This is a genomic window from Achromobacter sp. 1L-A-4-B-C2 (assembly GCF_057291955.1).
Map to the genome: position 1 here is coordinate 533,465 of NZ_JBXAWP010000004.1, position 26,779 is coordinate 560,243.

At 65.4% G+C, this 26,779-nt stretch carries 27 protein-coding genes; 26 read left to right on the top strand and 1 reads right to left on the bottom strand.

Annotated elements, in window-relative coordinates:
• Positions 1-363: 363 nt before the first annotated feature.
• The 3 genes from AC0Z35_RS20950 (at position 364) to AC0Z35_RS20960 (ending at position 7,478) form a co-directional block, all read left to right on the top strand.
• Positions 364-5,103, top strand: coding sequence for a glutamate synthase-related protein (locus AC0Z35_RS20950; protein ID WP_046805283.1), 4,740 nt, complete (start codon positions 364-366; stop codon positions 5,101-5,103).
• A gap of 8 nt (positions 5,104-5,111) precedes the next feature.
• Positions 5,112-6,578, top strand: a complete 1,467-nt coding sequence (locus AC0Z35_RS20955; protein ID WP_485132636.1) for a glutamate synthase subunit beta — start codon at positions 5,112-5,114, stop codon at positions 6,576-6,578.
• 261 nt (positions 6,579-6,839) lie between these two features.
• Complete coding sequence (locus AC0Z35_RS20960; RefSeq protein WP_219991540.1) at positions 6,840-7,478, top strand: OmpW/AlkL family protein; 639 nt, start codon at positions 6,840-6,842, stop codon at positions 7,476-7,478.
• On the opposite strand, the gene AC0Z35_RS20965 is transcribed toward AC0Z35_RS20960, so the two are convergent.
• On the bottom strand, positions 7,475-8,362 hold the full coding sequence (locus tag AC0Z35_RS20965; RefSeq protein WP_219991539.1) for a LysR family transcriptional regulator: 888 nt from the start codon (positions 8,360-8,362) through the stop codon (positions 7,475-7,477). The two genes, AC0Z35_RS20960 and AC0Z35_RS20965, sit on opposite strands and share 4 nt — an antisense overlap.
• 64 nt (positions 8,363-8,426) lie before the next feature.
• Here AC0Z35_RS20965 and AC0Z35_RS20970 point away from each other — a divergent pair, with 64 nt between their 5' ends.
• The 23 genes from AC0Z35_RS20970 (at position 8,427) to tatA (ending at position 26,756) form a co-directional block, all read left to right on the top strand.
• The gene (locus AC0Z35_RS20970; RefSeq protein ID WP_485132637.1) at positions 8,427-9,677 is read left to right on the top strand and encodes a YbfB/YjiJ family MFS transporter; all 1,251 of its coding nucleotides are present in this window, start codon (positions 8,427-8,429) and stop codon (positions 9,675-9,677) included.
• 24 nt (positions 9,678-9,701) lie between these two features.
• Positions 9,702-10,679, top strand: a complete 978-nt coding sequence (locus AC0Z35_RS20975; RefSeq protein WP_046805278.1) for a Bug family tripartite tricarboxylate transporter substrate binding protein — start codon at positions 9,702-9,704, stop codon at positions 10,677-10,679.
• A gap of 17 nt (positions 10,680-10,696) precedes the next feature.
• A complete protein-coding gene (locus tag AC0Z35_RS20980; RefSeq protein ID WP_485132638.1) occupies positions 10,697-11,758 on the top strand; it encodes an NAD(P)H-dependent flavin oxidoreductase in 1,062 nt (353 codons plus the stop codon).
• Between the two features lie 472 nt (positions 11,759-12,230).
• On the top strand, positions 12,231-13,067 hold the full coding sequence (locus AC0Z35_RS20985) for an ABC transporter ATP-binding protein (protein WP_104144706.1): 837 nt from the start codon (positions 12,231-12,233) through the stop codon (positions 13,065-13,067).
• On the top strand, positions 13,064-13,852 hold the full coding sequence (gene mlaE / locus AC0Z35_RS20990) for a lipid asymmetry maintenance ABC transporter permease subunit MlaE (protein ID WP_485132639.1): 789 nt from the start codon (positions 13,064-13,066) through the stop codon (positions 13,850-13,852). Before AC0Z35_RS20985 ends, mlaE begins: the two co-directional genes overlap by 4 nt.
• Before the next feature lie 12 nt (positions 13,853-13,864).
• Positions 13,865-14,362 carry an outer membrane lipid asymmetry maintenance protein MlaD gene (gene mlaD / locus AC0Z35_RS20995; protein WP_046805343.1) on the top strand — a complete coding sequence of 166 codons (498 nt, stop codon included), beginning with the start codon at positions 13,865-13,867 and terminating at the stop codon, positions 14,360-14,362.
• Between the two features lie 80 nt (positions 14,363-14,442).
• Positions 14,443-15,243 carry an MlaA family lipoprotein gene (locus AC0Z35_RS21000; protein ID WP_046805274.1) on the top strand — a complete coding sequence of 267 codons (801 nt, stop codon included), beginning with the start codon at positions 14,443-14,445 and terminating at the stop codon, positions 15,241-15,243.
• A gap of 39 nt (positions 15,244-15,282) precedes the next feature.
• The gene (locus AC0Z35_RS21005; RefSeq protein ID WP_046805273.1) at positions 15,283-15,912 is read left to right on the top strand and encodes an MlaC/ttg2D family ABC transporter substrate-binding protein; all 630 of its coding nucleotides are present in this window, start codon (positions 15,283-15,285) and stop codon (positions 15,910-15,912) included.
• A 172-nt stretch (positions 15,913-16,084) separates the two neighbouring features.
• Entirely contained in the window at positions 16,085-16,897 is an 813-nt protein-coding gene (locus tag AC0Z35_RS21010) for an ABC transporter ATP-binding protein (RefSeq protein WP_104144705.1), read from the top strand.
• Positions 16,894-17,706, top strand: a complete 813-nt coding sequence (locus tag AC0Z35_RS21015) for an ABC transporter permease (RefSeq protein WP_485132640.1) — start codon at positions 16,894-16,896, stop codon at positions 17,704-17,706. Before AC0Z35_RS21010 ends, AC0Z35_RS21015 begins: the two co-directional genes overlap by 4 nt.
• Positions 17,707-17,711: 5 nt before the next feature.
• A complete protein-coding gene (locus AC0Z35_RS21020) occupies positions 17,712-17,957 on the top strand; it encodes a BolA family protein (protein WP_046805270.1) in 246 nt (81 codons plus the stop codon).
• Positions 17,957-19,225 (top strand): UDP-N-acetylglucosamine 1-carboxyvinyltransferase, encoded by a 1,269-nt coding sequence (gene murA, locus AC0Z35_RS21025; protein WP_104144703.1) that lies wholly within the window; start codon positions 17,957-17,959, stop codon positions 19,223-19,225. The genes AC0Z35_RS21020 and murA overlap by 1 nt, the downstream gene beginning before the upstream one ends.
• A gap of 76 nt (positions 19,226-19,301) precedes the next feature.
• Positions 19,302-19,976 (top strand): ATP phosphoribosyltransferase, encoded by a 675-nt coding sequence (hisG, locus tag AC0Z35_RS21030; protein ID WP_046805268.1) that lies wholly within the window; start codon positions 19,302-19,304, stop codon positions 19,974-19,976.
• A 54-nt stretch (positions 19,977-20,030) separates the two neighbouring features.
• Positions 20,031-21,335: a histidinol dehydrogenase gene (gene hisD, locus AC0Z35_RS21035; protein WP_046805267.1), complete on the top strand. Its 1,305-nt coding sequence runs from the start codon at positions 20,031-20,033 to the stop codon at positions 21,333-21,335.
• Positions 21,332-22,438 carry a histidinol-phosphate transaminase gene (gene hisC / locus AC0Z35_RS21040; protein ID WP_485132641.1) on the top strand — a complete coding sequence of 369 codons (1,107 nt, stop codon included), beginning with the start codon at positions 21,332-21,334 and terminating at the stop codon, positions 22,436-22,438. The genes hisD and hisC overlap by 4 nt, the downstream gene beginning before the upstream one ends.
• Position 22,439: 1 nt before the next feature.
• On the top strand, positions 22,440-23,027 hold the full coding sequence (gene hisB / locus AC0Z35_RS21045) for an imidazoleglycerol-phosphate dehydratase HisB (protein WP_485132642.1): 588 nt from the start codon (positions 22,440-22,442) through the stop codon (positions 23,025-23,027).
• Between the two features lie 34 nt (positions 23,028-23,061).
• The gene (locus tag AC0Z35_RS21050) at positions 23,062-23,760 is read left to right on the top strand and encodes an imidazole glycerol phosphate synthase subunit HisH (RefSeq protein WP_485132643.1); all 699 of its coding nucleotides are present in this window, start codon (positions 23,062-23,064) and stop codon (positions 23,758-23,760) included.
• Between the two features lie 56 nt (positions 23,761-23,816).
• Complete coding sequence (gene hisA / locus AC0Z35_RS21055) at positions 23,817-24,557, top strand: 1-(5-phosphoribosyl)-5-[(5-phosphoribosylamino)methylideneamino]imidazole-4-carboxamide isomerase (protein WP_046805342.1); 741 nt, start codon at positions 23,817-23,819, stop codon at positions 24,555-24,557.
• Entirely contained in the window at positions 24,554-25,375 is an 822-nt protein-coding gene (hisF, locus tag AC0Z35_RS21060; RefSeq protein ID WP_104144700.1) for an imidazole glycerol phosphate synthase subunit HisF, read from the top strand. The genes hisA and hisF overlap by 4 nt, the downstream gene beginning before the upstream one ends.
• A 2-nt stretch (positions 25,376-25,377) precedes the next feature.
• Positions 25,378-25,782 (top strand): phosphoribosyl-AMP cyclohydrolase, encoded by a 405-nt coding sequence (hisI, locus tag AC0Z35_RS21065; protein ID WP_104144699.1) that lies wholly within the window; start codon positions 25,378-25,380, stop codon positions 25,780-25,782.
• Positions 25,779-26,129 carry a phosphoribosyl-ATP diphosphatase gene (locus tag AC0Z35_RS21070; RefSeq protein WP_046805262.1) on the top strand — a complete coding sequence of 117 codons (351 nt, stop codon included), beginning with the start codon at positions 25,779-25,781 and terminating at the stop codon, positions 26,127-26,129. Before hisI ends, AC0Z35_RS21070 begins: the two co-directional genes overlap by 4 nt.
• Positions 26,130-26,145: 16 nt before the next feature.
• Entirely contained in the window at positions 26,146-26,514 is a 369-nt protein-coding gene (locus AC0Z35_RS21075) for a histidine triad nucleotide-binding protein (protein WP_046805261.1), read from the top strand.
• Between the two features lie 14 nt (positions 26,515-26,528).
• Complete coding sequence (tatA, locus tag AC0Z35_RS21080) at positions 26,529-26,756, top strand: Sec-independent protein translocase subunit TatA (protein WP_046805260.1); 228 nt, start codon at positions 26,529-26,531, stop codon at positions 26,754-26,756.
• Positions 26,757-26,779: the final 23 nt, after the last annotated feature.

The window sequence follows — 26,779 nt, forward strand, 5'->3', positions numbered from 1 at the left end:
TTCTTTGGGGTTTCAGTTGCGCCCGGGCTCGCCCTTTGTGCATTTTTTGCGACACGCGCGACCGCGTTTTGCGCTTGGTTTCGTGCCGCCACTGTCCCGCTTGCCCGTCCGCTATTAAACGGGGACGCAAGGCGGAATTTTGCCCAGTTCCGGTGCATGCGCCAAACGCTTCCTCTACACCCGCCCCTGCCTAACCAATAACGGCGCGGATGTTGTTATGTCCCCGTATTTGCGCCCTATGATGGAGCATCGATATAAATAGGGTCGCACCCCGTATGTTTCTGTTGCACCCTACTCTTGCCGGGGGTATTGTCCGACTCCTGCACTGCAACATTACGACGCAGGCCCACTGCGGAGCGCGCCATGCCCCAAATTACCCCCAACGAATCCTGTTCCACGCCCAAGGCCACCCCGATCGATGCTTCGCGCATTGGTTTTCCGGCTGCCCAGGGCCTGTACCACCCCAAGAACGAGCATGACGCCTGTGGCGTCGGATTCGTTGCGCACATCAAAGGCAAGAAAAGCCACGCGATCATCCAGCAAGGTCTGAAGATCCTTGAAAACCTGGACCACCGCGGCGCTGTCGGCGCCGACAAGCTGATGGGCGACGGCGCGGGGATTCTGATCCAGATTCCCGACACGCTCTATCGCGACGAACTGAGCCAGCAAGGCATCATCCTGCCGCCCCCGGGCGAATACGGCGTGGCCATGGTGTTCCTGCCCAAGGAAACCGCCTCGCGCCTGGCTTGCGAACAAGAGCTTGAACGCTCGGTGCGCGCTGAAGGCCAAGTCGTGCTGGGCTGGCGCAATGTGCCGGTGGATGTCGACATGCCCATGTCGCCCACGGTGCGCGACTGCGAGCCGGTCATCCGCCAGTTGTTCATCGGCCGTGGCGCCGACGTGATGGTGCCCGACGCGCTGGAACGCAAGCTGTACGTGATTCGCAAGACGGCCAGCCACGCCATCCAGAACATGCATCTGGCCCACGGCAAGGAATACTTCGTGCCGTCCGCGTCGGTGCGCACCGTGGTCTACAAGGGCCTGCTGCTGGCCGACCAGGTGGGCCGTTATTACCGCGACCTGGCCGACACCCGCACGGTGTCCGCCCTGGCGCTGGTGCACCAGCGCTTCTCGACCAACACGTTCCCCGCCTGGCCGCTGGCCCACCCGTACCGCATGATTGCGCACAACGGCGAAATCAACACGGTCAAGGGCAACTTCAACTGGCTGCGCGCCCGCGAAGGCATGATGCAGTCGGCCGTGCTGGGCGACGACCTGAAAAAGCTGTACCCCATCGTCTATGAAGGCCAGTCGGACACCGCCACGTTCGACAACTGCCTGGAACTGCTGGTCAACTCCGGCTATTCCCTGGCGCACGCCATGATGATGATGATCCCGGAAGCCTGGGAACAGCACACGCAGATGGACGAGTCCCGTCGCGCGTTCTACGAATACCACGCCGCCATGATGGAGCCGTGGGACGGCCCCGCCGCCGTTGCGTTCACCGACGGCCGCCAGATCGGCGCCACGCTGGATCGCAATGGTCTGCGCCCCGCCCGCTACCTGGTCACCGATGACGACATGGTCATCCTGGCGTCCGAAGCCGGCACGCTGTCGATCCCCGAGAACCGCATCGTCAAGAAGTGGCGCCTGCAGCCGGGCAAGATGTTCCTGATCGACCTGGAACAAGGCCGCATCATCGACGACGCCGAGATCAAGCTGCAACTGGCCAACAGCCGCCCGTACCGCCAATGGATCGAGCGCCTGCAGATCAAGCTGGAATCGCTGCCGGCCCCGCGCCAGGCCGCTGTCGCCACGCAGTCGCCGGTGTCGTTGCTGGATCGCCAGCAGGCATTCGGCTGGACCCAGGAAGACTACAAGTTCATCCTGGAACCCATGGCGTCCACCGGCGAGGAAGTCATCGGCTCGATGGGCAACGACGCCCCGCTGGCCGTGCTGTCCGACCGCGCCAAGCCGTTCTACAACTATTTCCGCCAGTTGTTCGCGCAGGTCACGAACCCGCCCATCGACCCCATCCGCGAACAGCTGGTGATGTCGCTGGTGTCGTTCATCGGTCCCAAGCCCAACCTGCTGGACATCAACAACGTCAACCCGCCGCTGCGCCTGGAAGTGTCCCAGCCGGTGCTGGACTTTGCCGCCATGGCGCAAATCCGCGACATCGAGCAGGTCACGGGCAAGAAATTCCGCAGCTTCGAACTGGACATCACCTACCCCGCCGCCTGGGGCCCCGAGGGCATTGAAGCCCGCGTGGCCGCGCTGTGCGCGCGCGCCGTCGATGCCGTACAAAGCGGCTACAACATCCTGATCGTGTCGGACCGCCTGGTCGACAGCGAACGCGTGGCCATCCCCGCGCTGCTGGCAACGTCGGCCGTGCACCAGCACCTGATCCGTGCCGGCCTGCGTACCAACACCGGCCTGGTCGTGGAAACCGGTTCCGCGCGTGAAGTGCACCACTTCGCGCTGCTGGGCGGCTACGGCGCCGAAGCCATTCACCCCTACCTGGCGCTGGAATCGCTGGGCAAGATGAATGACCCCGAAAAGGCCGTGAAGAACTTCATCAAGGCAATCGGCAAGGGCTTGAACAAGGTCATGTCCAAGATGGGCATCTCGACCTACATGTCCTACACCGGCGCGCAGATCTTCGAAGCCGTGGGCCTGCAAAGCAACCTGGTGAACAAGTACTTCACCGGCACCTCGTCCAACATCGAAGGCATCGGCATCTTCCAGGTGGCCGAAGAAGCGCTGCGCCAGCACCGCGCGGCGTTCAGCACCGACCCGGTGCTGGCCAACGACCTGGAAGCCGGCGGCGAATACGCCTACCGCGTGCGCGGCGAAGAGCACATGTGGACGCCGGATTCCATCGCCAAGTTGCAGCACGCCTCGCGCGCCAACAACTACCGCACCTACAAGGAATACGCGCAGATCATCAACGACCAAAGCCGTCGCCACATGACCCTGCGCGGCCTGTTCGAATTCCGCTTCGATCCGTCGCGCGCCATCCCGCTGGATGACGTCGAACCCGCCAAGGACATCGTCAAGCGCTTTGCCACCGGCGCCATGTCGCTGGGCTCGATCTCGACCGAGGCGCACTCGGTGCTGGCCGTGGCCATGAACCGTATTGGCGGCAAGTCCAACACCGGCGAAGGCGGCGAAGACGAACTGCGTTACCGCGCCGAAATGCGCGAAGGCAAGAGCACCATCAAGGACGGCGACACGCTGGCCTCGCTGCTGGGCTCGGACCGCATCGAAGCCGACGTCGTCTTGAAGAAGGGCGATTCGCTGCGTTCGAAGATCAAGCAGGTGGCCTCGGGCCGTTTTGGCGTGACCGCCGAATACCTGTCGTCCGCCGACCAGATCCAGATCAAGATGGCGCAGGGCGCCAAGCCCGGCGAAGGCGGCCAGCTGCCCGGCCACAAGGTGTCGGAATACATCGCCAAGCTGCGCTATTCCGTGCCGGGCGTGGGCCTGATTTCGCCCCCGCCGCACCACGACATCTATTCCATTGAAGACCTGGCTCAGCTGATCCACGACCTGAAGAACGTCAATTCCAAGGCTTCGGTGTCGGTCAAGCTGGTGTCCGAAGTGGGCGTGGGCACGGTGGCCGCGGGTGTCGCCAAGGCCAAGGCCGATCACGTTGTGATCGCCGGCCACGACGGCGGCACGGGCGCGTCCCCGGTGTCGTCCATCAAGCACGTGGGCACGCCCTGGGAACTGGGCCTGGCCGAAACGCAGCAAACGCTGGTGCTGAACCGCCTGCGCAGCCGCATCCGCGTGCAGGCCGACGGCCAGATGAAGACCGGCCGCGACGTCGTGATCGGCGCGCTGCTGGGCGCTGACGAATTCGGTTTCGCCACGGCGCCGCTGGTTGTCGAAGGCTGCATCATGATGCGCAAGTGCCACCTGAACACCTGCCCGGTGGGCGTGGCCACGCAAGACCCGGTCCTGCGCAAGAAATTCCAGGGCAAGCCGGAACACGTCGTCAACTTCTTCTTCTTCATCGCCGAAGAAGTGCGCGAAATCATGGCGCAGCTGGGCATCCGCAAGTTCGACGACCTGATCGGCCGCGCCGATCTGCTGGACATGCGATCGGGCGTTGAGCACTGGAAGGCGCAAGGGCTGGACTTCGCCCGCGTGTTCCATCAAACGCAATCGGACGCCGACGTGCGCCAGACCGAAGAGCAGGACCACGGCCTGGCCGGCGCGCTGGATCACCAGTTGATCGACCGCAGCCGCCCCGCGCTGGAACGTGGCGAAAAGGTGTCGTTCATCGTGCCGGTGCGCAACCGCAACCGCACGATCGGCGCCATGCTGTCGGGCGCCGTGGCCTCGCGCTACGGCCACGACGGCCTGCCGGACGACACCATCCACATCCAGTGCAACGGCACCGCCGGCCAGAGCTTCGGCGCGTTCCTGGCGCACGGCATCACGATGGACCTGGTGGGCGAAGGCAACGACTACGTCGGCAAGGGCTTGTCGGGCGGCCGCATCATCGTGCGCTCGCCCAACGACTTCCGCGGCTTCGGCCCCGACCACATCATCGCTGGCAACACCGTGCTGTACGGCGCGTTGGCGGGCGAGGCGTTCTTTAACGGCGTGGCCGGCGAACGTTTCGCGGTGCGTAACTCGGGCGCGGCGACGGTTGTCGAAGGCACGGGCGACCACGGCTGCGAATACATGACGGGCGGCACGGTCGTGGTGCTGGGCGCCACGGGCCGTAACTTCGCGGCCGGCATGTCGGGCGGCGTGGCCTATGTGTGGGACCCCGAGCGCACGCTCAAGCATCGCGTCAACCTGTCGATGGTCGAACTGGAAGGCGTGGCGCCGCATGCGGAACAGCAAGCGCTGAACAACATCGACATCTGGCACAGCGCGCAGCGCGGTGGCGAACGCGAGACGGATGAAACCATCCTGCGCCGCCTGGTGGAAGACCACTTCCGCTACACCGGCAGCTACCGCGCCCGCGAGATCCTGGGCGACTGGGAAGCCTCGCGCGGCAAATTCGTAAAGGTCATGCCGACGGACTACCGTCGCGCATTGGGTGAAATGTGGCGTGCAGCCAACCAGCAACAACTGGCTGCGTGAGGGATACCATGGGAAAGATTACTGGCTTTATGGAATTTCAGCGCTTGCAGGAGGCCGCCGAGGCCCCGCAGAAGCGGCTGAAGAACTGGCGCGAATTCGTGCTGCACCTGACCGACGACCAAGCCAAGCAGCAAGCGGCGCGCTGCATGGATTGCGGCATCCCGTTCTGCAACAACGGCTGCCCGGTCAACAACATCATCCCCGACTGGAATGACCTGGTGTACAAGCAGGACTGGCGCCGCGCGCTGGACGTCCTGCACTCCACCAACAACTTCCCGGAATTCACCGGCCGCATCTGCCCGGCTCCGTGTGAAGCCGCCTGTACCTTGAACATCAACAGCGACGCCGTGGGCATCAAGTCCATCGAGCACGCCATCATCGACAAGGGTTGGTCCGAGGGCTGGGTTGCACCGCTGGTGCCGGCACGCAAGACCGGCAAGAAGATTGCCGTGGTGGGCTCCGGCCCCGCCGGCATGGCGTGCGCGCAGCAGTTGGCGCGCGCCGGCCACTCGGTGACGCTGTTCGAAAAGAGCGACCGCATCGGCGGGCTGCTGCGTTACGGCATCCCCGACTTCAAGCTGGAAAAGCATCAGATCGATCGCCGCATTTCGCAGATGGAAGCGGAGGGCGTGGAGTTCGCGCCGTCCACCTACATCGGCAATCCGAAAGACCCCGTGGCCGATGGCCTGACGGTGCGCACGCCGGAATCGCTGAAGGCGGAGTTCGACGCCATCGTCATGACGGGCGGTTCGGAAACGCCGCGCGATCTGCCGGTTCCCGGCCGCGAGCTGTCGGGTGTGTATTTCGCCATGGACTTCCTGCGCCAGCAGAACAAGGCCGTGGCGGGTGACCGCCTGACGAACCAGACGCTGGCCAAGGGCAAGCACGTGGTGGTGATTGGCGGCGGCGATACGGGTTCGGATTGCGTGGGCACCAGCAACCGCCATGGCGCGGCCTCGGTCACGCAATTTGAATTGATGCCGCAACCGCCCGAGTCCGAGAACAAGACGATGACCTGGCCGTACTGGCCGCTGAAGATGCGCACGTCGTCCTCGCACGAAGAAGGCTGCGAGCGCGATTGGTCCGTGACCACCAAGCTGCTCAAGGGCAGCAACGGCAAGGTCGAAAAGCTGGTCGGCGCGCGCGTCGAGTGGTTCAAGGACGAAGCCACGGGCCAGATGAAGATGCGCGAAGTCGAAGGATCGGAATTCGAGATCAAGGCTGACTTGGTGCTGCTGGCCATGGGCTTCGTATCACCGGTGCAGACCGTGCTGGATGCGTTCGGCGTGGATCGCGATGCGCGCGGCAACGTGCGTGCCAACACCGACGACTACCGCACCAACGTCGAAAAGGTTTTTGCCGCGGGCGACATGCGCCGAGGCCAATCGCTGGTGGTCTGGGCCATCCGCGAAGGCCGCCAGTGCGCGCGCTCGGTCGATGAATTCCTGATGGGCAGCACCGAACTGCCGCGCTGATCTTCCGGCAACGCAAGACCCACGCAACACCTACGCAAGACCCCATTCGCCGCCTGCGCGCCCCAGCGCCAAGGCGGCGAATGTCATTGAAGGCAGGGAATGTCATTGAAGGCGGCGAACGAGACCGCATTAGTCCCCCCGCTGTTGCCGCGCCACCACGTCGCATTCCGCATCTTTTAACGGTTTGACACACATCAATCTGGCCTTGCGCCGGGTCTGAGAACCTGTGGCCTCACCTTACGGAAAGATCGGAGAAGAAAAATGTTTTCGCTGAACGGGCGTATCCGCGCCACCGCCATTGCCGCACTGATCGCCGCCGGCTCACTGGCTGCCCCGGCGCATGCGCATGAAGCGGGCGACGTGCTGTTCCGAGTGGGCGTGACGCAGGTGCGCCCCGCTTCCAACAACGGCACGGTGCTGGACGGCAGCGTCAAGCTGGACGCGAACAACAACGTACGCCCGAGCTTCACGCTGGGCTACATGGTGACGCGCAACATCGGCATCGAACTGCTGGGCGCGTGGCCGTTCCAGCATGACGTCAGCGGCAGCGGTTTGGGCAAGATCGGGTCCAGCAAGCAGCTGCCTCCGACCCTGAGCCTGCAATGGCACATCCTGCCCGACAGCATGATCCAGCCGTACATCGGCGTGGGCCTCAACTACACGCACTTCTTCGACACCCAGGCCGAAGGCGCGCTGAAGGGTTCCGACCTGAAGATGGGCGATTCGTGGGGCGTGGCCGCGCAACTGGGCGCGGACTTCAAGATCAACGAACGCTGGTTCATGAACGCCGACATCCGCTACATCGACATCAAGTCGAAGGTGAAGCTGGACGGCCAGCACATCGGCACCGCGCGCATCGACCCGTGGGTGGCGACGCTGGGCGTGGGCTACCGCTTCTAAGCAGCGGCTGTTTGGCGGCCCGGCGTCTGCAATTGCAGGCGCAAGGCCTGCAACGCGGGCGTATCGTCGTCCGCGCGCCAGACCAACTGCGTCAGGGCGGTAGCGGATGGGCCGGTCAGTGCGCCGACATGGACGGAATGCTCGGCCCCCAGCACTGCCAACACCGAGCGCGGCACGATGGCCACACCCGAGCCCGCCGCCACACACGCCACGATGGCGTGATACGACGCAAACTCCATCACCCTGCCCGGCGCCACGCCTTCGTGGTTCAGCCACGATTCCAGGATGCGGCGGTACGAACACCCCGCCGCGAAGGCGATCACCGTGCGGTCGCCAAGATCGCGCGGGCTGCTGATCGGCCCCCATGCCAAGGGCGAGATCAATGCCAGGCTTTCCTGAAAAGCGTCCATGGCGGCCAGACCCTCTGCCGGAAACGGCTGGGCAACAAACGCCGCTTCGATTTCGTAATTGCGCACCTGCGCGGCCAATGCGCCCGACGTGCCGGTGACCAGTTCAATGCCCACTTGCGGCCATGCCGCGTGATAGGCCGCCAGGATCGGCGGCAGGCGCGCGGCCGCCGTGCTTTCCATGGTGCCGATGCGCAGCACGCCCTGCGGCGCGCCGTCGCGCACTGCCGCCTGCGCCTCGTCGGACAAACGCAGCAGCCGGTCGGCGTAGGACAGCAGCACGCGGCCCTGGTCCGACAGCACCAGCCGGCGGTTCTGGCGGCGAAACAGCGGAGCGTTCAGTGACGCCTCCAGCTGCTTCAGGCGCGTGGACACATTGGACTGCACCCGGTTCAGGTGCTGGGCCGCGCGCGCGACGCCGCCCTGGTCGGCCACGGCTTTAAAAATCTGCAACGCATCGAGATCCAAGTTTCTCATTTCAAGAACCTATGTTCTTAATAATTCACTATTAAAGATATAAGTACAGCCGTAGAGTAGGCCCATGTCAACGCCTGCTTACCCTTCCGTTTCCGATGCCGCTGCCGCTGCCGATACGCGCAGCGCGGCCACTCTGGCGTGGCCGGCCGCCCTGGCCCTGGCTGCCGCCATGGGCATCGGCCGCTTTGCGTTTACCCCGGTCTGGCCGCTGATGGCCGAGGAAGGCGGCTTGTCGCTGGCGCAGGGCAGCTGGATCGCCTCGGCCAACTACGCCGGCTACCTGCTGGGCGCGCTGGCCGCCGTGGCCTGGCCCATCCGTCACGCAGGCCACGCACGCGTACAGCTTGCCATCAGCCTGCTCGCCGTGGCGCTGTTGACACTGGCCATGCCGTTGACGCATGACGTCATGGTCTGGTGTGCGCTGCGCCTGGCCGCCGGCTATGCCAGCGCCAGCGCGTTCATCTGCGTCGCGGCGGGCCGGACGGTAGCGCCGGGCGATCCGCGGGAGCCCGCCGCGTCGGCGCTGACGTATGCGGGCGTTGGCGCCGGTATCGCGCTGACCGGCTTGGCGTGCCTGGCGTTGATGGCCTGGGGCGTGCGGGCGGACGGCACCTGGCTGGCGCTGGGCGGGTTGACGCTGGCCTTGTCCGCCATCGCCTGGCCCGGTTTGAAGCGGCCATCGCATGTGCCGTCGTCGACGGCGCACGCCGGCCCACCGGCGCGTGTGCCCCGCGTCACCGCCCGGCTGGCATTGCATTACGGCGTTTTTGGCATCGGCTACATCATCCCCGCCACCTTTCTGCCCGCCATGGCCAAGCAGGTCATCGCCAACCCCGCCGTGTTCGGTTGGGCATGGCCGCTGTTCGGCCTGGCCGCTGCCGTGTCATGCCTGCTGGTGCCGCGGCTGGCACGGGCCCGCGATGAAAAGCGCGTCTGGCAGGTTGCGCAGGCGCTGATGGCGGCCGGCATGCTGGCCGCCGCGCTGTGGCACCACATCGCCGCCGTGATCGTGGCGGCGCTGCTGGTGGGCGGCACGTTCATGGTGATTACGCAGGCAGGCATGCTGACGGCCCGGCGCATGGCCGGCGCCGCCGCCCCGCGCGCCGCCGCCATCATGACCGCCGCTTTCGCCGCCGGGCAGATCCTGGGGCCGCTGTTGGCATCGTGGGCCGGCCACTGGGGCGCCGGCCTGCCGCAGGTGCTGGGCGGCGGGGCCGCGCTGCTGGCCGTGTCCGCGTGGCGCTTGGGAAAAATCACGACAGAAGACAAAGGCGCTGGGCATAATGCGATCGGCCCGCAGGGCTGTACACATTAGAGACAAGAAAGAGGAGTCACCAGCATGAAATCACTGCGCCCCCTGATCGCCGCCCTGGCGGCCGTTGCCGCCTTCAGCGGCGCCGCGCAAGCCCAGACCGCCGACTGGCCCGCCAAGCCCATCACCATGATCGTGCCTTACGCGCCGGGCGGCTTTGCCGATACCCGCGTGCGCCTGCTGGCGCGCAAGCTGGGCGAATCGCTGGGCCAACCCATCGTGGTGGAAAACAAGGCGGGCGCGGGCGGCGTGGTCGGCACCAACCTGATTGCGAAGGCCGCCCCCGACGGCTACACCATCGGCACGGGCAACCTGGCCCCGATGGCGGTGAACCCGTCGCTGATGAAGGAAATGCCCTACAACCCGCAGAAGGATCTGGCCCCGATCGTGCTGATCGAGAACAGCCCGCTGGTGTTGAGCGTGAATAACGAATTGCCGGTCAAGACGCTGGCGGACCTTATCGCGCTGGCCAAGAAGCAGCCGGGCAAGCTGTCGTTTGGCTCGTCGGGCGTGGGCGGGGCGCACCACCTGTCCGGTGAAATGTTCCGCGAACAGGCCAAGATCGACATCGTGCACGTGCCCTACAAGGGGGGCAGCCTGGCCGCCACCGATTTGATGGGCGGCCACATTTCGATGATGTTTGAAATGGGCTATTCCGCGTTGCCGGCCATCCAGGGCGCCAAGATCCACCCCATCGCCGTCACGTCCGCCAAGCGCCTGGCCGTGCTGCCCGACGTGCCGACGATGGCCGAGTCCGGCCTCACCGGCTTCGAGTCCTACAACTGGCAGGGCATCGTGGCCCCGGCCGGCACGCCGGCGCCGATCATTGCCAAGCTGAACGCCGAGTTCAACCGCATCCTGAAAGAACCGGATGTACAAAAGGCCATTGCCGACACCGGCAGCCAGGCCGGCGGCGGCACGCCCGAGGAATTCGCGGCTTTCATCAAGAGCGAAACCGACAAGTGGGCCCACGTCATCAAGGCTGGAAACATCCAGCTTCAATAACCTGAAGGAGTCACCCCATGGCCGCCCGATTGCTAGACCTGCTGAAGCTGGACCACCCCGTCATCCAGGCGCCCATGGCGGGCGGGGCGACGACGGTGGAACTGGTGTCCGAAGCGTCCAAGGCGGGCGTTCTGGGGTCGCTTGGGGCGGCCTACATGACGCCCGCGCAGATCGAGACCGCCGTGCAGGGCATTCGCGCCCGCACGGACCGCCCGTTCGCCATCAACCTGTTCGCCAGCGTGCCGGCGCAGCCCATGCAGGGTGACGCCGGCCGCATGCTGGCGTTGATGGCCCGTTACCACGCCAAGCTGGGCCTGCCGGCCCCGGCCGCGCCGGGCGCCCAGGCGGACCCGCTACCCGAGCAGATCGACGCCATCCTGCGGCTGCGCCCGGCCGTGTTCAGCTTCACGTTCGGCCGCATCACCGGCGATGTCCTGGCGCGCTGCCGCGAGCTGGGCATCCTGACGGTCGGTACGGCGACTACGGTGCGTGAAGCGGTGACGCTGGAGCAGGACGGCGTGGACGCGGTGGTGGCCCAGGGGGCCGAGGCAGGCGGCCATCGCGGCACGTTCCTGGACGATTTCGAGCAGTCGCTGATCGGCACGATGGCGCTGGTGCCGCAGATTGCGGATGCGGTATCCATCCCGGTGATTGCTTCCGGCGGCATCATGGACGGGCGTGGCATCGCGGCCGCGCTGGCCCTGGGCGCCGATGCGGCACAAATGGGGACGGCCTTCCTGACGTCGGACGAATCGGGCATCAGCGAAGCCTACAAGGCCGTTCTGCCCGGATCGCGTTCGGAGCAATCGCGGGTGACGCGGGCGTTTTCCGGCCGCCCGGCTCGCGGCATTGCCAACGCGTTCATGCGGGACGCCGACGCCATTGCCGCCGACATCCTGCCGTACCCCCTGCAAAACGCCTTGACGCGCCCCATGCGCACCGAAGGCGGCAAGGCCGGCAATACGGAAGTGTTGTCGCTGTGGGCAGGTCAGGCCGCGCCGCTGGCCCGGCGCGAAAGCACGGCCGATCTGGTGGGCCGGCTGGCGCGCGAACTGGCTGCCGTCCGACATCGCAACTGATGCGGCCCTGAGACGGCCCTGAAGCGGCCTTGGGCAGCCGGGGCAGATTGGGGCGGCCTTGGGCGGCTTGGAGCGCTTGGGCAGCCTGAGGCTGCATGGGGCGGCTGGAGCGGTTGGGACGGCCGGGGCTGCGGCGCCTGGGACGCCTGGGGCGCCCGACCGCCCGGGCCGACTTATGCGCAGGGTGCGGGCCGGCCCAGCCCAAAAGCGCCGCCCGCTCGCCTCAAACACGACCGAATTGTCCCTGCCACCGAAAACACTGTTCCACGGGCGGGCCCTTGCGTTGTCATTGCAAAGCGTCGAGCTACAATGGCGCCTCGCCGCTGGGGCCCATCGCCTGTTTTGCCCCGGCACCTGAGTAACCGGGCGCTTCCTGCCGCAGCCTGTCTTGCCCGCGCAGCCCGGCTATCCGCCCCGCGCGCCGACAAGCCAGCAGGGCCAGCTCCGCCACCGAAACACTCTTTCGTTGCCCATGCCCGCTCAATCAAGCAGCACCCCGGAATTCGCCCTGCGCCTGGACGGTGTAGCGCTTGGCTACGGTGATTTCACCGTCCTGCGCGATATCTCCATGGAAGTGCGCGCAGGCGAAGTGGTCGCCATCATGGGCGGCTCGGGCTCGGGCAAGACCACGCTATTGCGCGCGGCCACCGGCCAGTTGATGGCCCAGCAAGGGCAGGTCGAGGCGTTTGGCCAGGATCTGGGCCAGGTCACCCCGGCGCAGTTGCAGTCCCTGCGCAAGCGCATGGGCGTGCTGTTCCAGCAAGGCGCGTTGTTCACCGATTTGAACGTGTTCGAAAACGTGGCGTTTCCGCTGCGCGAACACACCCGGCTCTCCGAAGCCGAAGTCACCGACCGGGTGCTGGACAAGCTGGACGCCGTGGGCCTGCGCGCCGCCGCGCATCTGAAGGTAGCTGAAATTTCCGGCGGCATGGCCCGCCGTGTGGCGTTGGCCCGTGCCGTCGTGCTGGAACCCGAACTGATCCTGTACGACGAGCCCTTCGCGGGCCTGGACCCGATCTCGCTGGGCATCACCGCCCGCCTGATCCGCCATCTGGCCGACCGGCTCGGTTGCGCCTCGGTGCTGATCACGCACGACGTCCAGGAATCCTTTTCCATCGCCGACCAGGTGTATCTGGTGGGCCAGGGCAAGCTGGCCGCTGCCGGCACGCCGGAATCGTTGTCGGCGTCGCAAGACCCTTACGTGCAGCAATTCCTGAAAGGCGAACCCGACGGCCCGGTCGCGTTCCAGTATCCCGACACGCCGGCTTTTCAGAAGTGGCTGTCCGCACAGAAAGGGCGCAAAGCATGAGCGGTTCCAACAACATGGTTGGCGCGCTGGGGGGCTGGGTGCGCAAACAGATTTCCGGCATCGGCTTTTTCACCCGCTTTTTCGGCGGCATGCTGGCGCGCAGCGGCATTGTGTTCGCGCGGCCGCGCCTGGTGTCCCAGCAAGTGCACTTCATCGGCAACTATTCGCTGCTGATCATCGCCGTATCCGGCATGTTCGTGGGCTTCGTGCTGGGGCTGCAAGGCTATTACACGCTGAACCGCTACGGCTCGGAAGAGGCCCTTGGCCTGCTGGTGGCGCTATCGCTGGTGCGCGAATTGGGCCCGGTCGTTACCGCGCTGCTGTTCGCGGGCCGGGCGGGCACATCGCTGACGGCCGAGATCGGCCTGATGAAAGCGGGCGAACAGCTCTCGGCCATGGAAGTCATGGCCGTGGACCCCATTCGCCGCGTGCTGGTGCCGCGCCTGTGGGGCGGCATCATCGCCATGCCCATCCTGGCCGCCGTGTTCTCCATGGTGGGCATCCTGGGCGGCTGGGTCGTCGGCGTCGTAATGATCGGCGTGGATGCGGGCGCCTTCTGGTCGCAGATGCAAAACGGTGTCGACGTCTGGAACGACGTGGCCAACGGTGTCGTCAAGAGCGTGGTGTTCGGCATCACGGTCACGCTGGTCGCGCTTTACGAAGGCTGGCAGGCCAAGCCCACGCCGGAAGGCGTGGCGCGGGCCACCACGCGCACGGTGGTCGTGGGTTCCCTGGCGGTACTTGGGCTGGACTTCCTGCTCACCGCCTTGATGTTTGGAAATTGAAACGGATTGATCATGTCACGCGAAAAAACCGACTTCTGGGTAGGCCTGTTTGTACTGCTGGGCGCGGTCGCTCTGGCGTTCCTGGCGTTGCGAGCCGGCAACCTAAGCACCTTTTCCTTCGCCCCCACCTATACGCTTTCGGCCAATTTCGATAACGTAGGCGGCCTGAAACCGCGCGCGGCCGTCAAAAGCGCCGGCGTTGTGGTGGGCCGCGTGTCCAGCATCACCTTCGACGACAAGACCTTCCAGGCGGTCGTGTCGGTGAATCTGGAAAAGGAATACCAATTCCCGAAGGATTCCTCGGCCTCGATCCTCACGTCCGGCTTGCTGGGCGAGCAGTACCTGGGTCTGACGGCCGGCAGCGAAGAAGAGAACTTTACCGACGGCGGAAAAATCCGCTATACACAGAGCGCGGTTGTGCTGGAGCAGCTGATCAGCCAGTTCCTGTACGGCTCCGCTGAAAAGCAGGGCGCCTCGTCGTCCGAGCCCGCCGCGAAAGCGCCAAATTAAAGACGATGCGAAAGACGCTGTAACGGCGTCGCGCCTCGACATCGCAATAACATAAGAATCGTTGATAGGGTTTCCTGATCATGAACAAGAACGCATTTTCCCGAATTGCCACCATCGCGGCGGCGGGTGTCCTGATGGCCGGCTGCGCCGCGCCGCAGAACCCGGACCCGCGCGATCCGTGGGAAGGCTTCAACCGGGGCGTGTACAAGTTCAATGACACGGTGGACCGCGCGGTATTCAAGCCGGTCGCCCAGGCGTATACCTATGTCACGCCGCAGCCCGTTCGCAGCTGCGTGCACAACATCTTCAGCAACATGACGGACCTGTGGTCCGGCACGAACAGCTTCCTGCAAGGCCGTGGCCACGACTTCGTGAACACGCTGGGCCGCTTCCTGTTCAACACCACGATGGGCGTGGGCGGCTGCTTTGACGTTGCCTCGGCCAACGGCGCACGCAAGATCCCGAACGACTTCGGCACGACGCTGGGCGTGTGGGGCTTTGGCCAGGGCCCGTACCTGGTGCTGCCGATCTTCGGTTCGTCGACCGTACGTGACGGCGTGGGCCTGGCCGGCGACTTTGCCGGCACCACCTACGGCTACATGGGCATCGATTCCATCGACAACGTGCGCCTGCGCAATTCCCTGTGGGGCCTGCGCCTGGTTGACACGCGCGCCAGCCTCTTGAACGCCACCGACACGATCGACCGCGTGGCCCTGGACCCGTACAGCTTCATCCGCGACGCCTACCTGCAACGCCGCAACGCCATGGTGATGGGCCACCGCGTTGACGACGAAGGTTCGCTGCCCAACTACGAAGACGACGAGGGCGATGCCCCTGCCGCCGGCAAGGCTGCCCCGGCACCCGTGCCCGCCACCAAGTAAGCTCTAGGCTTGCGTTCATCGGTACCGTAAGGAGTTTTGATGCGATTTGCTTTTCTTTCCCTGATGCAACGGTTGGCCTTCGCGGGCCTTCTGGGCCTTGCCGTGGCCGGCGCTGCGCAGGCCAAGCCTGATCCCAACGGCGCGCCGGACCAGTTCGTCCTGGCCACCGCCAACGAAGCGCTGGATGTCCTGAAGGCTGACGGCGCGGTCAAGGCCGGCAACACGACCCGAATCAACGAAGTGGTCAACCAGCACATCCTGCCCTACGTGAACTTCCAGAAGACCACGCGTCTGGCCGCCGGCCGCTTCTGGCGCCAGGCAACCGACCAGCAAAAGAAAGCGCTGGCCGAGGCCTTCCGTGGCACGCTGGTGCGCACCTACAGCGGCGCGCTGACCCGCGTCACGCCCAGCACGTCGGTCAAGGCGCTGCCGTTCCGTGGCGACCCCAAGGCCGACGACGTGGTCGTGCGCACGCTGATCAGCCAGTCGAACGGCCAGCCTACCGGCGTGGACTACCGTCTGGAAAAGACGCCGCAAGGCTGGAAGATCTACGACATGAACGTCGAAGGCATCTGGCTGATCGAAAACTACCGCAACCAGTTTGCGCAGCAGATCAACCAGAACGGCATCGACGGCCTGATCCAGGCCTTGAACCAGCGCAACCAGTAATTTCGGGTTCCGGCTGTCTTCGGCCCGGCGCGCCCTTGTGGCCCGCCGGGCCGATTATTTCGGGGACGGATAAAACCGCCATCCCCCCAGGCCCTCCGGGGCCATAGGCGCTTGCCGTCACGGCGCGCTTATATAATGATCAATTCGCTCTTTTCGGGCACCCCCCGCCGTTATGTCAGCCGTCAGTCTAGAAAACGTCTCCAAGATCTACTCGCCGCGTGTGCGCGGCTGGCAGAAGCTGCTTGGGCGCAAGCCCGCCCCCGGCTTTCAAGCGCTGGACAATGTCAGCCTGAATATCGAGCATGGCGAGTTCTTCGGCCTGCTCGGGCCGAACGGCGCGGGCAAGACCTCGTTGATTTCCATTCTTGCCGGCCTGGCGCATGCCACGTCGGGGCGCGCCAGCGTCTGTGGATACGACGTCGTTGCCGACTACAAGTCGGCGCGGCGGTCGCTGGGCGTGGTGCCGCAAGAGCTGGTCTACGACCCCTTCTTCACAGTGCGTGAAACATTGCGCATCCAGTCCGGCTACTTCGGCCTGCGCAACAACGACGACTGGATCGACGAAATCCTGTTCAACCTGGGCCTGTCCGACAAGGCCGACAACAACATGCGCGCGCTGTCGGGCGGCATGAAGCGCCGCGTGCTGGTGGCGCAGGCGCTGGTGCACAGGCCGCCCGTCATCGTGCTGGACGAGCCCACCGCCGGCGTTGATGTCGACCTGCGCCGCACGCTGTGGGAATTCATCTCGCGCCTGAACAAGGCCGGCCACACCATCATGCTGACCACGCATTACCTGGAAGAAGCGGAAGCCCTGTGCGGCCGCATCGCCATGCTCAAGCGCGGCCGCATCGTGGCGCTGGACACGACGCAAGCGCTGATGGCGCGCGTGGGCGGCGTCGACCTGGAAGACGCGTTCGTGCGCATCATGCACCAGGGCGATGAACCCGCCGCGCCCGCCCTGCAACCCGAAGAGATCTCGTCATGACGCAGCCCAACGCGACCGCCGGCCAACCGCTGGTGCAGCCCCGCCTGGACGCGGGCTCCGGCTTTCCGACCCTGCTGCGCAAGGAATTGCTGCGCTTCTGGAAGGTGGGTTTCCAGACCATTGCCGCGCCCGTGATCACGGCGCTGCTGTACCTGCTGGTCTTCGCGCACGTGCTGGAAGGGCGCCTGATGGTGTATGGCACCGTGCCGTACACCGCGTTCCTGATCCCCGGCCTGATGATGATGAGCATGCTGCAGAACGCGTTCGCCAACCCATCCTCGTCGCTGATCCAAAGCCGCATCACGGGCAACCTGGTGTTCATGCTGCTGCCGCCGCTGTCGCACCGTGACATCTTTGCCGCGTTCGTGCTGGCGGCCGTGGTGCGCGGCCTGAGCGTGGGCGTATGCGTGTGGTTCGTCGCGCTGTGCTTTGTGTCGCTGGTGCCGGCCAACCCGCTGTGGCTGCTGGTCTTCGCGGTGCTGTCCTGCGGCATCATGGCCGTGCTGGGCGTGGTCGCGGGCCTGTGGTCTGAAAAATTCGACCAGCTGGCGGCCTTCCAGAACTTTCTGATCATGCCCGCGACGTTCCTGTCCGGCGTGTTCTATTCGATCCACACCTTGCCGCCCTTCTGGCAGGCCGTGTCCCACTGGAACCCCATCTTCTACGCCATCGACGGCTTCCGCTACGGATTCTTCTCGGTGTCGGACGTCTCGCCCTGGCGCAGCCTGACGGTGGTGACGGGGGTATTCCTGGCGCTCTCGCTTTACGCGCTGCGGCTTCTGGCCAGCGGCTACAAACTCAGGAACTGACGTCCATGCTTCCCACTCCCGCGCAAGTCCGCCAATACATTGCGGACGGCCTGTCCTGTGAACATCTTGACGTGCAAGGCGACGGCTCGCATTTCGACGCCGTCATCGTCAGCGCGGCCTTTGAAGGCAAACGCCTGATCCAGCGCCATCAAATGGTTTATGCCGCGCTGGGCGACCGCATGAAGGCCGAGATCCACGCACTGTCGATGCGCACGCTGACACCTGACGAATACCAGCAAGCAGGCAAGTAATGGATAAATTGCGCATTACCGGCGGCTCGCCGCTACACGGCGAAGTCTCGATATCCGGCGCCAAGAATTCCGCGCTGCCGATCCTGTGCGCCGGCCTGCTGACGGCCGACGCGCTGACGCTGACCAACGTGCCGCACCTGAACGACACCGCCACGATGCTGCGCCTGCTGGCGCGCATGGGCGTGCAGGCCGAACGCGGGGCCGACGGCGTCGTCACCTTGCAGGCCAACCGCGTCGACAACCTGGAAGCGCCCTACGAACTGGTCAAGACGATGCGCGCATCGATCCTGGTGCTGGGTCCGCTGCTGGCACGCTTTGGCGAGGCGCGCGTCAGCCTGCCCGGCGGCTGCACCATCGGCCAGCGCCCCGTCGACCAGCACATCAAGGGCCTGGCCGCGCTGGGCGCGCAGATCAGCATCGAACACGGCTTTGTCGTGGCGCGCGCCAAGCGCCTGAAGGGCGCCTCCGTGCGCACCGACATGGTCACCGTCACCGGCACCGAAAATTTGCTGATGGCCGCCGTGCTGGCCGACGGCCAGACCGTGCTTGAAAACGCCGCCTGCGAACCGGAAATCGTGGATCTGGCCGAGCTGCTCATCAAGATGGGCGCACGCATCCAGGGGCACGGCACCGGTCGCATCGTGATCGACGGCGTTGAACGCCTGCATGGCGCCGAACACCGCGTCATTTCCGATCGCATCGAAGCCGGCACCTTCCTGTGCGCCGTGGGCGCGGCCGGTGGCGACATCCTGCTCAAGAACACCGACCCCGCCATTCTGGGCGCCACGCTGGACAAGCTGACCGAAGCCGGCCTGACGATCGAAACCGGCCCCGACTGGATACGCGGCGCCATGTCCGCGCGCCCCAAGTCCGTGGGCTTTCGCACGCACGAATACCCGGGCTTCGCCACCGACATGCAGGCCCAGCTCATGGCGCTGAACGCTGTGGCGGACGGCACCTCGGTCATCGTCGAAACGATCTTCGAGAACCGCTACATGCACGTGCAGGAACTGCGCCGCATGGGCGCCGACATTGACATCGACGGCCACACGGCCGTGGTGCGCGGCGTGAAGCGCCTGTCGGGCGCCACCGTCATGGCCACCGACCTGCGCGCGTCCGCCAGCCTGGTCATCGCAGGGCTGGCGGCCGACGGCGATACGCTGGTCGACCGCATCTATCACCTGGATCGCGGCTACGACCAGATGGAAGTGAAACTGCGCGCCCTGGGCGCGAATATCCAACGCGTGACCGGCAAGGAACAGGCATGAAAGGTAATAGCCCCCAGGCTGCGCCTTCGGCTTGCTGCCCCCCGAGTGGGTCCGTTCATTTTGAGGCTGCCCGGCAATGAACAATGCCACGATGAAGCCCCTGACCCTGGCGCTGTCCAAGGGCCGGATTTTTGAAGAAACCATGCCGTTGCTGGCCGAAGCCGGCATCGAAGTCACGGAAAGCCCGGAAAGCTCGCGCAAGCTGATCCTGCCCACCAGCGACCCCGGCCTGCGCCTGATCATCGTGCGCGCCTCGGACGTGCCCACCTACGTGCAATACGGCGCGGCGGACCTGGGCATAGCGGGCAAGGACGTGCTGATCGAGCACGCCAAGGAACAGCCCGGCGGCCTGTACCAGCCCATCGACCTGAACATCGCCAAGTGCCGCCTGGCCGTGGCCGTGCGCAACGGCTTTGACTACGAAGGCGCGGTGCACCAGGGCGCGCGTCTGCGCGTCGCCACCAAATACGTGCACTCAGCCCGTGAACACTTCGCGGCCAAGGGTGTGTACGTGGACATCATCAAGCTGTATGGTTCGATGGAATTGGCGCCGCTGGTCGGCCTGGCCGACTGCATCGTGGACCTGGTGTCCACCGGTGGCACGCTGCGCGCCAACGACCTGGTCGCGGTCGAAGACGTCATGCCGATTTCATCGCGCCTGATCGTCAACCAGGCCGCGCTCAAGACTCGCGGCGCCCGCCTGCAACCCTTGCTGGACGCCTTCGAAAGAGCCGCCTCCCGCAACGCCTGACCCCCGCCCGCCGCGATAACGCGGCGGCCGCTTTCCGCTTTGCTGCATGACGCCATGGCCCTGATCAATCGTCTTGATTCCCGCGATCCCGGATTCAAATCCGCCCTGTCCAAGCTGCTGGCTTTCGAGGCCACCGAGGACGAGTCCATCGACCGTGCCGCCGCCGGCATCCTGGCTGACGTGCGCGCGCGCGGCGATGCCGCGCTGGTGGAATACACCCAGCGCTTTGACCGCATGCCCGGCGCATCCGCCGACACGCTTGAAATCCCCAAGGCCGACTGGCACGCCGCGCTGGCCACGCTGCCCACGGCGCAGCGCAACGCGCTGGAAGCCGCCGCCGACCGCGTGCGCGCCTACCACGAGCGCCAACGCGCTGAAACCTGGACCTACACCGAAGCCGACGGCACGCTGCTGGGCCAGCAGGTCACGCCGCTGGACCGCGTGGGCCTGTACGTGCCGGGCGGCAAGGCCGCCTATCCGTCGTCGGTGCTGATGAACGCCATTCCCGCCAAGGTGGCAGGCGTGCAGGAATTGATCATGGTCACGCCCACGCCCGACGGCGTGCGCAACCCCATCGTGCTGGCCGCGGCCGCCATTGGTGGCGTGGACCGCGTGTTCGCCATCGGCGGCGCGCAAGCCGTGGGCGCGCTGGCTTACGGCACCGACACCGTGCCCGCCGTGGACAAGATCGTGGGCCCGGGCAACGCCTATGTGGCCGCCGCCAAGCGCCGCGTGTTCGGCGTGGTGGGCATCGACATGATCGCCGGCCCCAGCGAAATCCTGGTCATCTGCGACGGCAAGACGCCGGCCGACTGGATCGCCATGGATTTGTTCTCGCAAGCCGAGCACGACGAACTGGCGCAGTCCATCCTGCTGTGCCCGGACGCCGCGTTCATCGAAGAAGTCGAAGCCGCCATCGCGCGCCTGTTGCCCACGATGCCGCGCGCCGACATCCTGCGCGTCAGCCTGGCCAATCGCGGTGCGCTCATCCAGGTCCAAAGCCTGGAAGAAGCCTGCCAGATCGCCAACGACATCGCGCCCGAGCACCTGGAAATTTCCACCGAGCAGCCCGAAATCTGGACCGCCAAGATCCGCCATGCCGGCGCCATCTTCATGGGCCGTTTCAGCTCGGAAGCGCTGGGCGACTACTGCGCGGGCCCCAACCACGTGCTGCCCACGTCCCGCACCGCGCGCTTCTCGTCGCCGCTGGGCGTGTACGATTTCCAAAAGCGCTCCAGCCTGATCCAGGTGTCGCATCAGGGCGCGCAGACGCTGGGCCGCATCGCCGCCGAGCTGGCGCTGGGCGAGGGCCTGCAAGCACACGCCGCCAGCGCCCAGTACCGGGTCGACAAACCATGAGCGCGGCCCCGGCGGCAGGCGTCGCTGGCCGCATCGAAGGCACCGTGCGCGCGGATATCCGCGCGCTGGCCGCCTACCCGGTCGCCAACGCGGATGGCTGCATCAAGCTGGACGCGATGGAATGCCCGTATGAATTGCCCGACGTGGTGCGCGACGACATCGCCCGCGCCGTGCGCGACACACCGCTGAACCGCTATCCCGCCGCTGACCTCTCTGCCTTGCAGCAGGCGGTGAAAGCCGGCTTCGGCCTGCCCGACGCGGCCGACGTGCTGTTCGGCAACGGCTCGGACGAGCTGATCCACATCGTCGTCCAGGCCTGCTGCAACCCGGGCGACGTGGTGTTGTCGCCGTGGCCGTCGTTCGTTTATTTCGACATGGCGGCGCGCTTTGATCACGCTCGCTTTGTCGGCGTGCCGCTGACCGACGACCTGACCCTGGATCTGCCGGCGATGCTGGCCGCCATCCGCGAACATCAACCCAAGGTGGTGTTCCTGGCCGTGCCCAACAACCCCACCGGTGGCCTGTGGTCGGACGAAGACGTGCAGGCCATCATCGCTGCCGCCCCCGGGCTGGTGGTGCTGGACGAGGCGTACCAGCCTTTTGCCGACCGCACCTGGATGCCGCGCGTGCTGGACGCGCCCAACGTGGTCGTCATGCGCACAGTGTCCAAGATCGGCCTGGCGGGCCTGCGTTTCGGTTACCTGGCGGGTCATCCCGACTGGATCGCCGAACTGAACAAGCTGCGCCCGCCCTACAACCTGGACGTGCTGACGCAAGCCACGCTGATGGCGGTGTTGCGCCACAAGCCCGTGCTGGACGAACAGGCCGCGCGCCTGCGCGCCGACCGCGAACCGCTGGCCGCCGCGCTGGCCGCCTTGCCGGGCGTCAGGGTATTCCCTTCCGCCGGCAACTTCGTACTCGCCCGCTTTTCCGGCAAGCTGGACGGCAACGCCGTGCATCTTGCGCTGAAAACGCGCAAAATATTGATTCGCAACTTTTCCAACGCCCATCCGCTCCTGGCAAACTGCCTGCGCATTTCGGTGGGCGCCCCGGCCGAGAACGCCGCCTTGCTGGCTGCCCTGCAAGAGATTTTGAGTGCTTAACATGCGTACCGCAGAGATCACCCGCAACACCAACGAAACCCGCATCCGCGTGGCCATCAACATCGACGGCACCGGCAAGCAGACGATCGACACGGGCGTGCCATTCCTGGACCACATGCTGGACCAGATCGCGCGCCACGGTCTGATCGACATGGACATCAAGGCCGAGGGCGACCTGCACATCGACGCGCACCACACGGTGGAAGACGTCGGCATCACGCTGGGCATGGCAATTGCCAAGGCGGTCGGCACCAAGGCGGGCCTGCGCCGCTACGGCCACGCGTACGTGCCGCTGGACGAAGCGCTGTCGCGCGTCGTGGTGGACTTTTCGGGCCGCCCCGGCCTGGAATATCACATCCCGTTCACGCGCGCCCACATCGGCAATTTCGATGTAGACCTGACGCGTGAGTTCTTCCAGGGTTTGGTCAACCACGCGCTGATCACGCTGCACATCGACAACCTGCGCGGCTTCAACGCCCACCATCAGGCCGAAACCGTGTTCAAGGCCTGTGGCCGCGCCCTGCGCATGGCCATGGAAGTCGACCCGCGCATGGGCGACGTGGTGCCGTCCACCAAGGGCGTGCTGTAACGTTCGCCAACCCCCACCGCAGCAGGCAAAAGAAGTGACCACTATCGCCATCGTCGATTACGGAATGGGTAATTTCCATTCCGTCGCACGCGCCCTGAAGTTCGCCGCCCCCGACGCGGACGTCCGCATCTGCAACCAGCCCAAAGACATCGACGCGGCCGACCGCGTGGTGTTTCCCGGGCAGGGCGCGATGGCGGACTGCATGCGGACCCTGAATGAATCCGGCCTGCGCGAAGCCGTTGTGCGCGCCGCCCGCAACAAGCCCCTGTTGGGCGTGTGCGTGGGCGAGCAGATGCTGTTTGATTCCAGCGAAGAAGGCGGCACCTCGTGCCTTGGCCTGTTTCCGGGTGTGGTGCGCCGCTTTTCGGGCCCCCGTTTTGCCGACCTGATCCCCGCCGATGACGAAGCCTGCCTGGCCGACACCGGCGAGGCGGGCCTGGCCGACACGCGCCCCGAGCGCCTGAAAGTGCCGCACATGGGATGGAACAAAGTCCGCCAGACGCGCTCTCATCCCATCTGGGACGGCATTCCGGACGACACGCACTTCTATTTCGTCCATAGTTATTACGCCGATCCGGACGATTCCGGCCTGACAGTTGGTGAAACCGATTACGGCGTCGCCTTTACCTGCGCAGTGGCGGCGGCTAACATTTTCGCGGTGCAGTTCCACCCCGAAAAGAGCGCCGAGCACGGTTTGCGCCTGTATCGCAATTTTGTAGACTGGCAGCCGTAGGCCTAGAGCCGACAGCGCCAGCCCATTCAACCCCTCTTTCTTTTTTGCTGCCCACCATGCTGCTGATCCCCGCCATCGATCTCAAAGACGGGCGCTGCGTGCGCCTGCGCCAGGGTGACCTGGACGATGCAACGGTGTTCTCCGAAGACCCCGCCGCCATGGCCACCCGTTGGCTTGACCAAGGCGCGCGCCGCCTGCATCTGGTCGACCTTAACGGCGCCGTTGCCGGAAAGCCGAAGAACGAAGCGCCCATCAAGGCCATTCTGGAAGCCGTCGGCGACGACATCCCCGTCCAGATCGGCGGCGGCATTCGCGACCTCGACACCATCGAACGCTACCTTGATGCCGGCATCTCCTACGTGATCATCGGCACCGCCGCGGTCAAGAACCCGGGCTTCCTGCAAGACGCCTGCGGTGCTTTCCCCGGCCAGATCATCGTTGGCCTGGACGCCCGCGACGGCAAGATCGCCACCGACGGCTGGAGCAAGCTGACCCGCCACGACGTGCTGGACCTGGCCAAGAAGTTCGAAGATTACGGCTGCGAAGCCATCATCTACACCGACATCGGCCGTGACGGCATGCTGTCGGGCGTCAACGTCGAAGCCACGGTGCGCCTGGCCCAACACGTGCGCATCCCCGTTTACGCCTCGGGCGGCATCGCCGGCATCCAGGACATCGAAGCCCTGTGCGCCGTCGAGGAAGAGGGCGTCGAAGGCGCCATCCTGGGCCGCAGCATCTACGAAGGCACGCTGGATTTCCAAGCCGCGCAGGCGCGCGCCGACGAATTGGCAAAATGACCCTCTCTCGCAGCAGCACCGAGGCCGGCGCGCCCGTAGCAAGCGCGCTGACCCGCCGCATCATCCCCTGCCTTGACGTCACCGCCGGCCGCGTCGTCAAAGGCGTGAACTTCGTCAACCTGCTGGACGCGGGTGACCCCGTCGAGATCGCCCGCCGCTACAACGAGCAGGGCGCGGACGAACTGACGTTCCTGGACATCACCGCCACCAGCGACGGCCGCGACCTGATCCTGCCCATCATCGAGCAGGTGGCCTCCCAGGTTTTCATCCCGCTGACCGTGGGTGGCGGCGTGCGCCAGGTGTCCGACATCCAGCGCCTGCTGAACGCCGGCGCCGACAAGATAAGCATCAACAGCGCGGCCGTGGCCAATCCGGAACTGGTGCGCGCCGCGTCCGACTACCACGGCTCGCAATGCGTGGTGGTGGCCATTGACGCGCGGCGAGTGTCTGCCGATGGCGAACCCGCGCGCTGGGAAGTCTTCACCCATGGCGGCCGCAAGGCCACCGGGCTGGACGCCGTGGCCTGGGCACGCCGCATGGCCGCCTACGGCGCGGGCGAAATCCTCTTGACCAGCATGGACCGCGACGGCACCAAGTCCGGTTTTGACCTGGAACTGACGCGCGCCGTATCCGACGCCGTGCCGGTACCCGTCATCGCCTCCGGCGGCGTGGGCAACCTGCAACATCTGGCCGATGGCGTCACCACCGGCCGCGCCAGCGCCGTGCTGGCCGCCAGCATCTTCCACTTTGGCCAGCACACCGTTGGCGAGTGCAAGCGCTTCATGGCCGAACAAGGCATTTCCGTACGGTTGGATTAATGATGAGCACTGAACCCGCCTGGATGGCCGACGTCGTCTTTGACGAAAACGGCCTGATCCCCGCCATCGCGCAAGATGCCGAAAACGGCCAGATCATGATGGTCGCCTGGATGAACCGCGAATCGCTGGCCGAAACGGCCGCCACCGGTCGCGCCGTGTACTGGTCGCGTTCGCGTCAGCGCCTGTGGCGCAAGGGCGAAGAGTCGGGCCACGTGCAGGAAGTGCACGAATTGCGCCTGGATTGCGATGGCGATGTGATCTTGCTGAAAGTGCACCAGGAAGGCGGCATCGCCTGCCACACCGGGCGCGCCAGCTGTTTTTTCCGCCGCCTGGAAGGGCCGACGGACCAGGCATCCTGGGTCACGGTTGACCCGGTGCTGAAAGACCCCGAACTGATCTACAAATGACCGATCAAACGCTAAGCGCCGCCGATATCCTGGCGCGCATCGCCGACACGCTGGAAACCCGCCGTCCTGAAAACGGCGGCGACCCGGCCGCGTCCTATTCCGCCAAGCTGCTGGCCAAGGGCCCGGATTCCTTCCTGAAGAAGATCGGTGAAGAAGCCACGGAACTGGTCATGGCCGCGAAAGACGGCGTGCCGGACCGCATCGTCAGTGAAACGGCCGACCTGTGGTTTCACTGCCTGGTCGCGCTGACGCACTTCAAGCTGCGGCCGGAAGACGTGCTGGCCGAATTGGCCCGCCGCGAAGGCCTGTCGGGCCTGGCGGAAAAAGCCAGCCGCCCCAAAGACTGACCCCGGAGCCCGGAAAATGAGCGACAACTGTCTTTTTTGCAAGATCGCCGCTGGCGACATCCCGTCCAAGAAGGTCTTTGAAGACGAGGACTTTGTTGCATTTCACGATATCAATCCGGCAGCACCGGTACATTTGCTGCTGATCCCTCGACGTCATGTCACATCCATGCAGGATATTACGGCCGAGGACGCAGGTTGGTTGGGTAGAATGATGTCGTTGGCGCCGCGGCTAGCAGCCGAAAACGGTTGCCGTCCGGGCCCTGATGGCGGATTTCGCATCATGATCAACTCTGGCGTCGAAGGCGGCCAGGAAGTCCCGCATTTGCATTTCCACATCATCGGCGGCTCGCGACCCTGGAAAGGACGCGTGGCCCCCACCGCGTAATTCGGAGAAACATCATGGGTAGTTTCAGCATTTGGCATTGGTTGGTCGTTCTGGTTATCGTGGCGCTGATTTTCGGCACCAAGAAACTGCGCAACATCGGCTCGGATCTGGGCGGTGCGGTGAAGGGTTTCAAGGAAGGCATGAAGGACGCCAACGGCGACAAGCCCGCCGACCCGATCGCGCAACAGCGCGTGTCCGGTGAAACCATCGACGTGCAAGCCAAGGAAAAGACCAACTCCTGAGCCCCGGCTCGTCTCCCGGGCCC